The organism is Pseudomonas sp. H26/SER47-MNA-CIBAN-0231, from assembly GCF_040310465.1.
Lineage (GTDB): Bacteria > Pseudomonadota > Gammaproteobacteria > Pseudomonadales > Pseudomonadaceae > Aquipseudomonas > Aquipseudomonas atacamensis.
Map to the genome: position 1 here is coordinate 263,404 of NZ_JBEOPW010000001.1, position 13,936 is coordinate 277,339.

Here is a 13,936-nt window from a genome sequence, read left to right on the forward strand (position 1 = left end):
TCCCGGGCTGCATTCCCACGCAGAGCATGGGAACGATCACTAGGGGTCAGCGTTTAACGGCAGTCGGCTTATGCAACTCCGCCCGCTTGCTCAACAAATCAAACACCGCCGGGTAGGCCGGCCGTTCGATGTAGCGTCCGGCGCCGCGTTCGGCGCGCAGGTCGCCGTCGGCCCAGACCACGCGGCCCTGGCTGACGGTGTGGCTCGGCACGCCGCGCACGGTCTTGCCTTCGAAGATGTTGAAGTCCACCTGCTGATGGTGGGTCTTGGCGGAAATGGTCCGTGTGCCTTGCGGATCCCACAGCACCAGATCGGCGTCGGCGCCCACGCGGATCGCACCTTTGCGTGGATAGAGATTGAAAATCTTCGCTGTGTTGGTGGAGGTCAGCGCGACGAAATCCTGCATCGACAATCGTCCGGAGTTGACGCCTTCATCCCACAACACCGCCATACGGTCTTCGATACCGGCGGTGCCGTTGGGGATCTTGCTGAAGTCGTCGCGGCCGGCGGCTTTCTGCTCGGCGCAGAAGCAGCAGTGGTCGGTGGCGGTGGTGTGCAGATTGCCGTTCTGCAGCCCGTGCCACAGCGCCTCCTGATGGCCGCGCGGACGGAACGGCGGGCTCATCACGTAGCCGGCGGCGGTCTGCCAGTCCGGGTGTTGATAGACGCTGTCGTCGAGCAGCAAGTGCCCGGCCAGCACCTCGCCGTAAACCGGCTGGCCCTTGCTGCGGGCATAGGTGATTTCGTCCAGAGCTTCCTTGGTGGAAACGTGCACCAGGTACAACGGCGTGCCGATGGTTTCGGCAATGCGGATCGCCCGGCTCGCGGCTTCACCTTCGACCTGCGAAGGCCGCGACAGCGGATGCGCTTCCGGCCCGGTAATGCCCTGGGCCATCAACTTGCGTTGCAGGTGATAGACCAGCTCGCCATTTTCCGCGTGCACGGTCGGCACCGCACCAAGTTCCAGGCAGCGCTCGAAACTCGCCACCAGAGTGTCGTCGGCGGCCATGATCGCGTTCTTGTAGGCCATGAAATGCTTGAAGCTGTTGATGCCGTGGTGGCTGACCAGCTCGGCCATTTCCTCGCGCACCTGCTCGCTCCACCAGGTGATCGCGACGTGGAAGCCATAGTCCGACGCAGACTTTTGCGCCCAGCCGCGCCACTGATGAAACGCTTCCATCAGCGATTGCTGCGGATTGGGAATGACGAAGTCGATGATCGAGGTGGTGCCGCCGGCCAGGCCGGCAGCGGTGCCGCTGTAGAAATCCTCGCTGGCAACGGTGCCCATGAACGGCAGTTGCATATGCGTATGCGGATCGATGCCGCCGGGCATCAGGTATTGGCCACTGCCGTCGAGCATTTCTGTGCCGGCGGGAATGTCGAGGTTTTCACCAATGGCTTTGATCACGCCGTCAGCGCAATAGACGTCGGCGCGGTAACTTTCATCATGGGTAACAACGGTGGCGCCACGGATCAACAGAGACATTCCGGATTCCTCGCAGGCATGACCGACTTGTGCCGGTTCTAGATGTTTTATTGAAGTACAGCGGCGCAGTTCGTATTCCTGTCATCGCTGTCAGGAATAGAAACTAGTCGCGATTTCAAGAATGATCAAGAATATTTTTTATAAGCTTATAGCTCTTTCAAACTTTTGATAAATAAGAATAAATAATGAAAATCACCAAAATGGTGAGGCTGCTCACCATTTTGACGCACTTGACAGGATGGAAATATGAGCAAGATTTCCTATGTGAAATCAGCCGCTTGAAGTTGTGCTGCGGTTGCGGGTTCACCGACAAAAATAAATGCAGTGCACCAGTTTGAGTCCTGACACTTCGGACAACTTGCCCGACGTTTAGCCTGAGCGTTCAGACAAGCTTTCCCGGACTCATCGAATATTCAATTAAAACTGATGAATATCAGAAAGTTGCAAAGCGTGCAGTGCACCGCCCAAGCGTTAAGCGCCAGACCCGGCACGTTTATTGATGCCGCCGCTGACACCATGGCCGGTGCATGAAAGTTGTCAGTTCCTCCGGCCATCGTCCGGCTGGCGCCGTATGCGCCAGCCGCCTGATGAGCAAAAAATAATCAGAAGAACAGTGGAGCGGCCATGCAACAGACCAGATCACAAGTGACCGAGCGCGACGGCTTGTACGAGCTCGAAGCGGGCGGTGATGTCCTCGACAGTCCCCGCTACAACCACGACATGGCACCGACCAAGGTGCGCGAACGCACCTGGAACAAATGGCACATCACCGCGCTGTGGGTCGGCATGTCGATTTGCGTGCCGACCTACACCCTCGGCGGCGTGCTCACCGCCTATTTCGGCTTGAGCGTCGGCGAAGCGCTGTTGGCGATTCTGTTTGCCAACGTCATCGTGTTGATTCCACTGACCCTCAATGCTTTCCCCGGCACCAAGTACGGCATTCCGTTTCCGGTGCTGCTGCGCTCGTCGTTCGGCATTCTCGGTTCCAACGTGCCGTGCCTGATCCGCGCGTTGGTGGCGTGTGGCTGGTTCGGCATCCAGACCATGTTCGGCGGACTGGCGATTCACCTGTTTCTCGGCTCGGTGTTCGAGGGCTGGAAATCCCTCGGCGGCACCGGCGAGGTGATCGGTTTCATGGTGTTCTGGGCGCTGAATCTGTGGGTGGTGATTCGCGGTGCCGAGTCGATCAAATGGCTGGAAACCTTGTCGGCGCCGTTACTGGTGGCGGTGGGCATAGGCCTGCTGGTGTGGGCGATGCCCAATGTGTCGATGACTGAGTTGCTGGCGATCCCTCCCAAGCGTCCGGAAGGCGCCAGCGTGGTCAGTTATTTCGCAGCAGGGCTGACGGCGATGGTCGGGTTCTGGGCCACGCTGTCGCTGAACATTCCCGACTTCAGTCGCTACGCCAAGAGCCAGAAGGATCAGATCCTCGGGCAGATTTTCGGCCTGCCGCTGACCATGTTCCTCTTCGCTGCGCTGGGCGTAGTGATGACCGCCGCATCGGTGAAACTGGTCGGCGTCACCGTGTCCGACCCGGTCACGCTGATCGGCCATATCCAGAGCCCAGTGTGGGTCGCTGTGGCCATGGCGCTGATCATCGTTGCCACACTGTCCACCAACACCGCCGCCAATATCGTCTCGCCAACCAATGACTTCCAGAACATCGCACCGAAGGTGATCAACCGCACCAAAGCGGTGTTGCTCACCGGTCTGGTCGGGCTGGTGCTGATGGGCCATGAACTGCTGAAAAAGCTTGGCCTGATCGTTTCCGACATCAGCCTGGAAACCGTGTATTCGAACTGGCTGCTGGGCTACTCAAGCCTGCTCGGGCCGATCGCCGGGATCATGGTGGTGGATTATTTCCTGATCAAGAAACAGCGACTGGACCTCGCCGGGCTGTACCGCGATGACGTGTATCCGGCGTGGAACTGGGCGGGTTTTCTTGCCTTTGGCGTGCCGGTGGCGCTGACCTTGCTGTCGCTGGGCAGCGACGCGTTCAGCTGGTTCTACAGCTATGGCTGGTTCACCGGCTCGGCGCTGGGCGGAGTGATTTATTACGGGTTGTGTGTAATGCGGGCGCAGCCTTCTGCCGTGAAAACAGCGGTGTAACACATGATCGTTCCCACGCTCTGCGTGGGAATGCAGCCCGGGACGCTCCGCGTCCCAACAGCGGACGCAGAGCGTCCATGGATGAATGCCCACGCAGAGCATGGGCACTATCGGCATCAGCATTGAGGAGATCCCCATGAACGCAGCCGTAGACGTTCTGCAGTCCACCCATCAGCACATCAACCGCGATCGCCTCTGGGCTTCGCTCATGGAACTGGCGAAACTCGGCGCCACGATCAAGGGCGGCGTCTGTCGCCTGGCCCTGACCGACCTCGACCGCCAGGCCCGCGACCTGTTCGTGCAGTGGTGCAAGGACGCCGGTTGCAGCGTCACGGTCGATGCCGTCGGCAACATTTTCGCCCGGCGCGCCGGGCGCAACCCGAACCTGCCGCCGGTGATGACCGGCAGCCACATCGACACCCAGCCCACCGGCGGCAAGTTCGACGGCTGCTTCGGCGTGCTCGCCGGCGTCGAAGTGCTGCGTACCCTCAACGACCTCGGCGTGGAAACCGAAGCGCCGCTGGAAGTGGTGGTCTGGACCAACGAAGAGGGCTCGCGCTTCGCCCCGTGCATGATGGGCTCCGGAGTCTTCGCCGAGAAATTCACCCTCGAAGAAACCCTCGCTAAGGTCGATGCCGACGGCGTCACCGTTGGCGAGGCGCTGAACGCCATCGGCTACGCCGGCCCGCGCAAGGTCAGCGGGCATGCGGTTGGCGCGTATTTCGAAGCGCACATCGAACAAGGCCCGATTCTCGAGGACGAAGAGAAAACCATCGGCGTGGTACTCGGCGCGCTCGGGCAGAAGTGGTTCGACCTGAAATTGCGCGGCGTCGAAGCCCACGCCGGCCCGACGCCGATGCACCTGCGCAAGGACGCCCTGGTCGGTGCCTCGGTGATCGTCGGCGCCGTCAACCGCGCCGCCCTCGGCCATCAGCCCCACGCCTGCGGCACGGTCGGCTGCCTGCAAGCCTATCCCGGCTCGCGCAACGTCATCCCCGGCGAAGTGCGCATGACCCTCGACTTCCGGCATCTGGAGCCGGCGCGGCTGGATTCGATGATTGCCGAAGTGAAACAAGTGATCGAGGCGACCTGCGAAGAGCACGGCCTCACCTACGAACTGACCCCGACCGCCGACTTCCCGCCGCTGTACTTCGAAAAGGGCTGCGTGGAGGCGGTGCGCGGCGCCGCGAAAGGGCTGGGTCTGTCGCACATGGACATTGTCAGTGGCGCCGGGCATGACGCGATTTTCCTCGCCGAACTAGGCCCGGCCGGGATGATCTTCGTGCCGTGCGAGGGTGGGATCAGCCATAACGAAATCGAGAATGCCGCACCGGATGATCTCGCGGCGGGGTGTGCGGTGTTGCTAAGGGCAATGCTCGCGGCTTCGGCGATGGTGGCGGCCAGCGAGCGTGCCGCCTAAGGTAAACACACCCACAGGGGATTTCTGGCGATTTTGAGGCCGCGGCACGATCCCGAACCGCTGCGGTCGTACTCTTCACCTAGCCGCATCACAGTGTGGAGATCCAATGAGCCAGGAAGTCCTGACCACCGAAACCAACCGTCGCCAGTTGCAGCAGATCATCGCCGGGCTGTCGGACGGGGTGATTCTGCTGGAACTCGACAAAAGCATTCTCTGGGCCAACGAAGCGGCGCTGACCATGCACGGTGTCAGCACCATCGGTGATCTGGGCAGCAACGCCGACGAGTATGCCAAACGCTTCACGCTGCGCTATCGCAACAATCATGTCTTGCCGCCGGACAACTACCCGATCAGCCGCGTCGCCCGCTGCGAGGCGTTCAATGATGTGCTGATCGAAGTTTCGTCCGTGGACGACCCGGAGCGGGTCTGGGTGCACAGCGTGCGCAGCATGGTGCTGACCGACCGCGTCGGCCAGCCCGAGTCGCTGGTGCTGATCATGAGCGACGTCACCGATTGGGCCAACGCTGAGCTGCGTTTCGAAAAAACCTTCAATGCCAACCCCGCGCCGGCAGTGATCTGTCGTCTCAGCGATTTGCGTTACATCAAGGTCAACCCGGGCTTTCTGGAAATGACCGGCTATACCCGCGATCAGGTGATCGGCACCTCGGCTTACGAAATCGATATCTTCGAGCAGGCCGATCAGCGCGATCTGGCTGTTCAGCGCTTGCGCGATGTCGCGACCATTCCGCAAATGCAGGCGGAACTGCGCCTCCCCGACGGTGGCAGTAAACAGGTGATCGTTGCCGGTCAGCCGTTGCTGCTCAATGACGAGAATTGCATGCTGTTCTCCTTCGTCGACATGGAGCCTCGGCGCCGGGTCGAAGTGGCCTTGCGTCAGAGCGAGGAGCGCTTTGCCAAGGCTTTTCGTCTGACTCCGGTGCCGATTCTGATCTGCACCGCGGAAAAGCAGGAGGTCATCGACGTCAATCAGGCATTCCTCGATACCCTGGCCTATGACAGCGATGACGTACTCGGCAAAACCGTGACGCAATTGAGCTTCATCCACGATGACGGCGCGCGCACCCGGTTATTGTCGGCGCTGGCGAAGAACGGTCGGGTGGATCGGGTCGATGTGCCGGTGCGCAAGAAGGACGAAGAGTTGCTGGAATGTGCGGTCTCGGCCGACACGGTGAACATTCACGACACGTCCTGCTATTTGCTGGTGCTGATGGACATGACTGAGCGCAAGCGCACTGAGCTTGAGCTGGTCGCGGCGATTGAAGAGGTGATGAAGGATGCGTCGTGGTTCAGCCGGACGCTGATCGAGAAGCTGGCCAACGTGAAGAAGATCAACTCGCCGCAGCTGCCCAGTGCCTCGTTCACTGACCTGACGGCCCGTGAGCGCGATGTCCTGGGCTTGATCTGTGAAGGACTGGCGGACAAGGAGATCGCCGCGCGGTTGAAACTGGCGCCCAATACCGTGCGCAATCATGTTGCCACTGTGTACTCGAAAATCGATGTGCATAGCCGCAGCGAGGCGATCGTCTGGGCTCGGGAGCGCGGTTTGTTTTCGGGAGAGTGGGGCACCAAGGGCCAGCGTTGAGGGGTGCAAATGCACTAGTTACAAGGGTGCAAATTCATGTATTGGCCAAGGCGTTGTGTTCTTAGGCTGGTGGGGTGCGGTGTAGACCATTTCGGGTTTGCGATCGTGCCCCTTTTGAAACAGTCATAGGAACAACGTCAATGATGAATCTTGCGCAGTTGCGCGCTCGGCTCGAGCACAGTTTTGCGCCGCTGGCTTGTGAGTGTTCGGTGGATGGTGATCATTCGCTGACGGTCAAGTTGTATCACCGGGATTCGGGGCAGGTGGATCTGGTGATCAGCGGGCTGGATCTGGCTTCGCTGCGTACGCCTGGGGCGGTCGAGGCGTTGGTGGATGAGTTGAGGTATGAGCTTGAGAGCAATTCCTTGCGTTCTTCGCGGGATCCGGATTTGGCTTAGTGCGCTTTGGGTCTTGGCGGCCTTTGGGCCGGCCATGCTCTGGGGATTTTGGGTGTATATCCGTTTTTTTGGGTGTTGCGGCTGGCGGTTTCGCCCTTACGGCGAGTCCCTTTTGGCAAACGCCGGAATGCCGGCCCAGCCCAAAGAAACCAAAAGGTCTTCGCCCTGACGTTCGGCCCGCTCGCTGAGGCTCGGGGTTCCTTCGCTCCGGGATCGATCCTGGCGCAGCGGCTACGGTTTGCTTCGCTGCACCTACACTCGCTGTGTACGACTGCGTCGTACGGTCGCTGCGCTCCCACGACCGGGTCAATCCCTCCACTCAGCCTTCCGACGTGGCCTGTGAATCAAGATCAAAAGCGGTACTCGAGCTAACGCTCATTGTTTTGAGTGATGAAGAGCGGATGAGCTTTGCTTTTTGCTTTTCTGTGGGAGCGAGCTTGCTCGCGAAGGCGGCCTGACAGCCGACCTGGTTGTTACCGAACTCACTCGATCAAAACTGTAGGAGTGAGCCTGCTCGCGATGAGGCCCTCGCCGACGACCATAATCCCAATCCAGCCCTCTACCGGAAACACCCCGCAAAACCGACAGCCAATCCCACCCAATCTCCCCAATCCACTGGCGCTAACAAGGCGCTCAGCTATAAAGAATGAGTGGTCAGGTCTTCCGCGGCCGGTTGGGTTGCGGGAGTTTGTCTCTCTTTACCGCGGGTCGTCCTATGAATAATCCTGGGAAACGCGTATTGCCGTTGGCTTTTCTTGCAGTGTTGTTGGCCGGTTGTTCCAGTCCTCCACCGCCTGCGCCTGTCGCACCGCCGCCACCGCCGGAACGTAGGTGTGAGGTGTTGGAGAATACTGAGGTTGCCGGGGATATGTATGTCGATGGGCAAGTAACGCGCCACATCACCACTACCCGTTGCATAACCCAATAAGATTCGCGATTCCTCGATTGCACGAAGCCTGAAACCCAGCAGTGACCCTGTGGGAGCGAGCCTGCTCGCGAATGCGTGATATCAGTCAAAACATAGCTGACTGACCCAACGCTTTCGCGAGCAGGCCCGCTCCCACAAGGGTCAGGTATCTGCCCTGGAAATCAGGACAGGAATCCGCCATCCACATTCAGCGCCACACCAGTGGTGTAGCTCGACGCATCGCTGGCCAGGTACAGCACCGCGCCGGCCATTTCGCTTGGATCGGCTACGCGTTTGAGTGGGATCTGGGTCAGTGCCTGTTTCAGAATCGCATCGTTCTTGACCAGCGCCGAGGCGAATTTGGTGTCGGTCAGGCCAGGGAGCAGGGCGTTGCAGCGGATGCCGAATTGCGCGCATTCCTTGGCGAAGACTTTGGTCATGTTGATGACCGCCGCTTTGGTTACCGAATAGATGCCCTGGAAAATGCCCGGCGAGATGCCGTTGATCGAGGCGACGTTGATGATGCTGCCGCCACCGTTTTCGCGCATGAGCTTGCCGGCTTCGACCGACATGAAGAAGTAGCCACGAATGTTCACATCGACGGTCTTCTGGAACGCACCGAGATCGGTGTCGAGCACGTTGCAGAATTGCGGGTTGGTCGCGGCGTTGTTGACCAGGATGTCGAGGCGGCCGAATTGTTCCTTGATCCCGGCGAAGACCTGGCTGATCTGCTCCATCTCACCGATGTGGCAGGCTACGGCTGTCGCCTTGCCGCCGGCGGCGGTGATGGCGTCGGCGACGTGTTGGCAGCCTTCGAGCTTGCGGCTCGAAACAATTACATGGGCGCCTTGCTGGGCCAGCAGTTTGGCGATGGCTTCACCGATGCCACGGCTGGCACCGGAGACGAAAGCGATTTTGCCGTCGAGGTCGAACAACTGAGTCTTGGACATGGGTTTCCCTTGTTGGAAGTCTTGTTATTGGCCCGGATCAGAGGCTGGATTTCTCGATGACCTGCAGGCTCATCTGCTCCAGCAGTTTGTTCATGTGAATGAACTGCGCGAAGCGTTTGTCCTGCGTCTGGCCATGGTAGAAGCGGTAGTAGATCTGCTGCACGATGCCGGCCAGGCGGAACAGGCCGTAGGTGTAGTAGAAGTCGAAATTGTCGATGCGGATGCCCGAGCGCTCGGCGTAGTAGTCGACGAATTCGCGGCGGGTCAGCATGCCCGGTGCGTGGCTTGGCTGGCGGCGCATCAGTTGCACCGGTGCCGGGTCGCCGGCTTCGATCCAGTAGGCGAGTGTGTTGCCCAGGTCCATCAGCGGGTCGCCGAGAGTGGTCAGTTCCCAGTCGAGCACACCGATGATCTGCATCGGATTGGCCGGGTCGAGGATGACGTTGTCGAAGCGATAGTCGTTGTGGACGATGCTCGAGGTCGGGTGGTCGGCCGGCATCTTGTCGTTGAGCCAGGCTTTGACTGCTTCCCAGTGCGGCGCGTCCGGGGTCAGGGCTTTTTCGTAGCGCTCGCTCCAGCCCTTGATCTGCCGCGCGACGTAGCCTTCGGGCTTGCCCAGATCGCCGAGGCCGCAGGTGTTGTAATCGACCCGGTGCAGTTCGACGAACCGGTCGATGAAGCTTTTGCACAGCGCTTCGGTTTTCGCCGAATCAAGGCCCAGTTCCGGCGGCAGTTCGGCGCGCAGGATGATGCCTTTGACCCGTTCCATCACATAGAACTCGGCGCCGATAACGGCTTCGTCGGTGCAATGCACGTAGGCCTTCGGGCAATACGGAAAGCCGTCGCGCAATTGGTTGAGAATGCGGAACTCACGGCCCATGTCGTGGGCGGATTTGGCCTTGTGGCCGAACGGCGGACGGCGCAGAACGAACTCTTGCTCGGGGTATTCCAGCAGGTAGGTCAGGTTCGACGCGCCGCCGGGAAACTGGCTGATCTGCGGCGTGCCGGTCAGGCCGGGAATGTGCGCCTTGAGGTACGGATCGATCAGGCTGGCATCGAGTTCTTCGCCCGCGCGGATCCGGGTGGACTGGTCAGTAAGCGCCATGCTTATCCCTTCTGCTTATTTTGGAGGCCAGACATCATTGGCTAATCTAATGGTGCGCTCGGGTGCTCACAAGCGCGAGTCGGTCTTATAGGTTAGCGTGTTGCTGGATAATCAACTTTGAGAATGGGACAAAGATCGGCGCAGACCGAGGATCCCGTGCGAGTTAATGCACGCGTTGGTTGTTCAACTTGGGCGGCAGGGCGACAGGCGTCAGCACCGGTTGTCCGGAGAAAAACGCCATCAGGTTTTTCCCCACCAGTTCAACGGTGCCTTGGGTGGCTTCGGGGGAAAGCCCGGCGACGTGGGGAGTCAGCACAACGTTGCTGAGGTGTTTCAGGGCGTCGGGCACTTCCGGTTCGTGATCGAACACGTCCAGCGCTGCGCCGGCGATACGACGTTGTTCGAGTGCAGTGATCAGGTCTGCCGTTGCGATAACACTGGCGCGGGCGATGTTGACGATAAATCCCTTGGGGCCGAGGGCATCGAGCACGGCTCGCGTCACCAGATGTTGAGTAGCAATGCCACCGGGCGTGGCAACGACCAGAAAGTCCGAGGCTCGCGCCAGATCGGTCGGTGTTGAGCAGAACGCATAAGCGACGTCGCTGCGCACCTGGCGGTTGTGGTAGCTGATCTGCATGTCGAAACCCAGCTCCGCACGCTTGGCAATCGCCATGCCCACCGCGCCCAGTCCGAGGATGCCCAGACGCTTGCCGGCCAGCGACGGGCGCATGATTTTCGGCCATTCACCGCGGCGCACGGCGGCATCGCAGCGCGGGATGTCGCGGACCAATGCCAGCAGCAATGCCATCGCATGATCGGCCACTGACGAGGCGTTGACTCCGGCGCCATTGGTGACGGTGATGCCACGGTCACTGGCTGCTTGCAGATCGACCTGTTCATAACCGGCGCCGATCACCGTGATGATTTTCAGGGCGGGCAGGGCGCTGATCTCTTGCGCAGTCAGGCCCAGTGGGCCGCGAGTAAGCACGGCATCGATGCGACTACCATGAGTGGCGATGGCTTGCGCGCGTTCGGCTGGCGTTGGTGCAAGAATCAGGTGGAAACCCTGATGCTCGAGAATCGGCAGATAGTCATTGATCGTTTCAACCAGTACCAGAACGGTTGCGGGCATTGCGCGGCTCCTGTGATTGGCGGCGGGTGGGTCGCGAAAGTCGACTCAGAGTGCTGAATCCGCAGCGGCTTGGCAATCGTTGCATTCACGCAGTGGTGCTTTGATTCTGGACGGGTTCGTGGAACAAGCAAGTACGCAGGCATGGCGCACGACCCATCAGCTGACGTATTGCGCAACACCATTACCGAACGACCAGTTCTCTTTCTTCACCTCCAGCAGATTGATGAACACATCCTCCAGGCGAATGCCCAGTTGCGCATGCAGTCGCTCGGCAATGGTTTTGAACAGCAATTGTTTCTTTTCCACGCTGCGCCCTTCGCTGATGGTGATCTGGATGAACACCACGCCGTCGCTGCGCTGGATGCCGAGGTATTGAGGGTCGTACACGAAGTGCTGGCCATCGTGCTCATTGAGAATCTGGAAGTTGTCGTGTTCGGGGACATCGATACAGCTGCGCAGGGCGGCGTAGATCTGTGCGCCGATGCGCCTGGCGAAAGTGGGATCGGGATTTTGCTGGATGTCGACGCGGACCAGTGGCATGGGAGGCTCCTTGGGTTATGGCTTCTCACACGCTAGATCAAGGGCAGGGTTCTGGCAGGTAATTGGTCTGGAATATTGCAAATACCGTGTATGAGGAGGCTTACGTGACTCGCGGATTTTGCCTACGGGAATGGCAGATGCGTCTGCTGGTCAGCGTGAATGGAACAGTTTGATGATAAGGGCATGACGATAGCCGTCGATGTGCATGCAAATGCTGACACCGATCCGCCAGCAGCCAAGGAGGGTAAAATGCTCCATAACGATCGCGAAAATCTGGAGCTCGACAGGCTGGAAAACGAATCAAGGAAACTCGTGGCTGAATGGAAAAAGCTTCAGGCTGAAGAGAAAAAGTTATCAAGGGAGACGAAGCTCTATCCAATTGCAGTGTTTGGTGGAGTCTTGACTGCAATCACCGCAGTGGCAGGGTTTTTCTTCAAGTTGTGAGTCTTCATGCTTCACAACCGTCAGGCGCATTATTCAAAGGTTAATCAGTATGAGCACATATGACCGTAAGGCACGACTGGAGCAAATTGAGCGAGAGTTCGCAGAATATGACGAAGCGGTGCGCAATAGAGACAAGCGCGAAAATGGCAAGCTCTGGTTGCTTTTCGGCTTCGGGCTGTACTGCGTTTTATTGGGTTTCATGCTCGGCATATCGCTATAGGCGCATTCGATGACGCATGGGTGGGTGAAAAACGTATCCGTTTGCGGCATCTGACGTATCCATAAACGACCTTGTTTTTTCCATAAACGACCATCCTTGGGTCTGCTCCGCACAACCATTCCTCAGCTAAGTCTTTGCTTGCATTGATTTATCACGGAGAATCGCGCCCCTGTTTCGGCCGGAGCATGTCTGTCGGTTTTTTCCGACGCGTCCTGACCGAGTGGCAAGTGACCGGAAAGCGGAGATCCGACCGGATGAATGATCAGGCCAATAGCCTCGAAAAGCGCTTCGACGCAGCAGCACCCGCTGAACTTTCGAGCTGGAATCGCCAGGACACCACCTGGATGCTGGGACTGTTTGGGACGGCCATTGGCGCCGGCACCCTGTTTTTGCCGATCAACGCAGGATTGGGTGGCTTCTGGCCGCTGGTAATCCTCGCGCTGCTGGCCTTCCCGATGACGTTTTACGCGCACCGTGGCCTGACCCGTTTTGTGCTGTCCGGTCGCGAAGGCGCCGATATCACCGAAGTGGTCGAGCAGCATTTCGGTATCAAGGCCGGTGCCTTGATCACGCTGCTGTACTTCTTTGCCATCTTCCCGATCCTGCTGATCTACAGCGTCGGCCTGACCAACACGGTCGCCAGTTTCCTCGAACACCAACTGCACATCACGCCGCCACCGCGCGCATTGCTGTCGTTCGTGCTGATTCTCGGCCTGCTGGCCGTGGTTCGTTGCGGTGAGCAGGCGATCGTCAAGGCCATGAGCCTGATGGTCTATCCGTTCATCGTTGCGCTGCTGTTCCTCGCCGTGTACCTGATTCCGCACTGGAACGGCGGCATCCTCGCCACCGCCTCGCAAGTGCCGGCGCCGTCAGCGTTGCTGCACACGCTGTGGCTGGCGATTACGGTGATGGTGTTCTCGTTCAACCATTCGCCGATCATCTCGGCGTTCGCGATGGACCAGAAGCGTCGTTACGGTGTGCACGCCGACGAGCGCAGCTCGCAGATCCTCGCGCGCGCTCATGCATTGATGGTCATTTTGGTGCTGTTCTTCGTATTCAGTTGCGTGCTGACCCTGTCGCCAGAGCAACTGGCTGAGGCGAAAGAGCAGAATCTGTCGATCCTGTCGTACCTGGCCAACCACTTCAGCAACCCGACCATCGAGTTTGCGGCGCCGTTGATTGCATTTGTGGCGATCTCCAAGTCGTTCCTCGGTCATTACATCGGGGCCAGCGAAGGCCTCAAGGGCCTGATCGTCAAAAGCGGCAGACGTCCGGGCGCCAAGGCGCTGGATCGCATCGTGGCGGCGTTCATGCTGGTGATCTGCTGGATCGTCGCAACGCTTGATCCGAGCATCCTGGGCATGATCGAAACCGTCGGTGGGCCGGTGATTGCGGCAATCCTGTTCCTGATGCCCATGTACGCGATTCGCAAAGTGCCAGCGATGGCGCGCTATCGCGGTCAGGCGTCGAACGTGTTTGTTACGGCGGTGGGACTGGTGGCGATTTCGGCGCTGGTTTACAAGCTGGCTGTGTAATGACTGATCGTTCCCACGCTCTGCGTGGGAACGCCTCTTGTGACGCTCTGCGTCACGCTTGGGGACGCAGAGCGTCCGGGGCTGCAT

The 13,936-nt window shown here is 59.4% G+C and carries 12 protein-coding genes; 7 read left to right on the forward strand and 5 right to left on the reverse strand.

Annotated elements, in window-relative coordinates; translation table 11 throughout:
- Positions 1–46 precede the first annotated feature (46 nt).
- Positions 47–1,486, reverse strand: a complete 1,440-nt coding sequence (hydA, locus tag AAEZ10_RS01235; RefSeq protein WP_130900449.1) for a dihydropyrimidinase — start codon at positions 1,484–1,486, stop codon at positions 47–49.
- A gap of 624 nt (positions 1,487–2,110) precedes the next feature.
- Between hydA and AAEZ10_RS01240 the strand changes: the two genes are divergently transcribed.
- From AAEZ10_RS01240 to AAEZ10_RS01255, 4 genes are all read left to right on the forward strand, one after another.
- Entirely contained in the window at positions 2,111–3,595 is a 1,485-nt protein-coding gene (locus AAEZ10_RS01240; RefSeq protein ID WP_350567121.1) for an NCS1 family nucleobase:cation symporter-1, read from the forward strand.
- Positions 3,596–3,731: 136 nt separating this feature from the next.
- Positions 3,732–5,015, forward strand: coding sequence for a Zn-dependent hydrolase (locus AAEZ10_RS01245; protein ID WP_323168135.1), 1,284 nt, complete (start codon positions 3,732–3,734; stop codon positions 5,013–5,015).
- Between the two features lie 106 nt (positions 5,016–5,121).
- The gene (locus AAEZ10_RS01250) at positions 5,122–6,618 is read left to right on the forward strand and encodes a helix-turn-helix transcriptional regulator (protein WP_071172794.1); all 1,497 of its coding nucleotides are present in this window, start codon (positions 5,122–5,124) and stop codon (positions 6,616–6,618) included.
- A 140-nt stretch (positions 6,619–6,758) separates the two neighbouring features.
- A complete protein-coding gene (locus AAEZ10_RS01255; protein WP_024013284.1) occupies positions 6,759–7,016 on the forward strand; it encodes a DUF1652 domain-containing protein in 258 nt (85 codons plus the stop codon).
- 1,089 nt (positions 7,017–8,105) lie between these two features.
- Here the strand turns inward: AAEZ10_RS01255 and AAEZ10_RS01260 are convergent.
- From AAEZ10_RS01260 to AAEZ10_RS01275, 4 genes are all read right to left on the reverse strand, one after another.
- Entirely contained in the window at positions 8,106–8,873 is a 768-nt protein-coding gene (locus AAEZ10_RS01260) for an SDR family oxidoreductase (RefSeq protein WP_024013283.1), read from the reverse strand.
- Between the two features lie 37 nt (positions 8,874–8,910).
- Entirely contained in the window at positions 8,911–9,978 is a 1,068-nt protein-coding gene (locus AAEZ10_RS01265; RefSeq protein WP_122703913.1) for a phosphotransferase family protein, read from the reverse strand.
- Positions 9,979–10,141: 163 nt separating this feature from the next.
- A complete protein-coding gene (locus AAEZ10_RS01270) occupies positions 10,142–11,110 on the reverse strand; it encodes a 2-hydroxyacid dehydrogenase (RefSeq protein WP_071172790.1) in 969 nt (322 codons plus the stop codon).
- Positions 11,111–11,266: 156 nt separating this feature from the next.
- The gene (locus AAEZ10_RS01275) at positions 11,267–11,650 is read right to left on the reverse strand and encodes a tautomerase family protein (RefSeq protein ID WP_110645592.1); all 384 of its coding nucleotides are present in this window, start codon (positions 11,648–11,650) and stop codon (positions 11,267–11,269) included.
- A gap of 159 nt (positions 11,651–11,809) precedes the next feature.
- Between AAEZ10_RS01275 and AAEZ10_RS01280 the strand changes: the two genes are divergently transcribed.
- The 3 genes from AAEZ10_RS01280 to AAEZ10_RS01290 all read left to right on the forward strand — a co-directional run bounded on the left by AAEZ10_RS01280 (position 11,810) and on the right by AAEZ10_RS01290 (position 13,849).
- Positions 11,810–12,094 (forward strand): FtsB/FtsL family cell division protein, encoded by a 285-nt coding sequence (locus tag AAEZ10_RS01280; RefSeq protein ID WP_502947662.1) that lies wholly within the window; start codon positions 11,810–11,812, stop codon positions 12,092–12,094.
- A 49-nt stretch (positions 12,095–12,143) separates the two neighbouring features.
- Positions 12,144–12,314, forward strand: coding sequence for a hypothetical protein (locus tag AAEZ10_RS01285; RefSeq protein WP_163032915.1), 171 nt, complete (start codon positions 12,144–12,146; stop codon positions 12,312–12,314).
- Between the two features lie 254 nt (positions 12,315–12,568).
- Positions 12,569–13,849: an HAAAP family serine/threonine permease gene (locus tag AAEZ10_RS01290; RefSeq protein WP_024013278.1), complete on the forward strand. Its 1,281-nt coding sequence runs from the start codon at positions 12,569–12,571 to the stop codon at positions 13,847–13,849.
- Positions 13,850–13,936 lie beyond the last annotated feature (87 nt).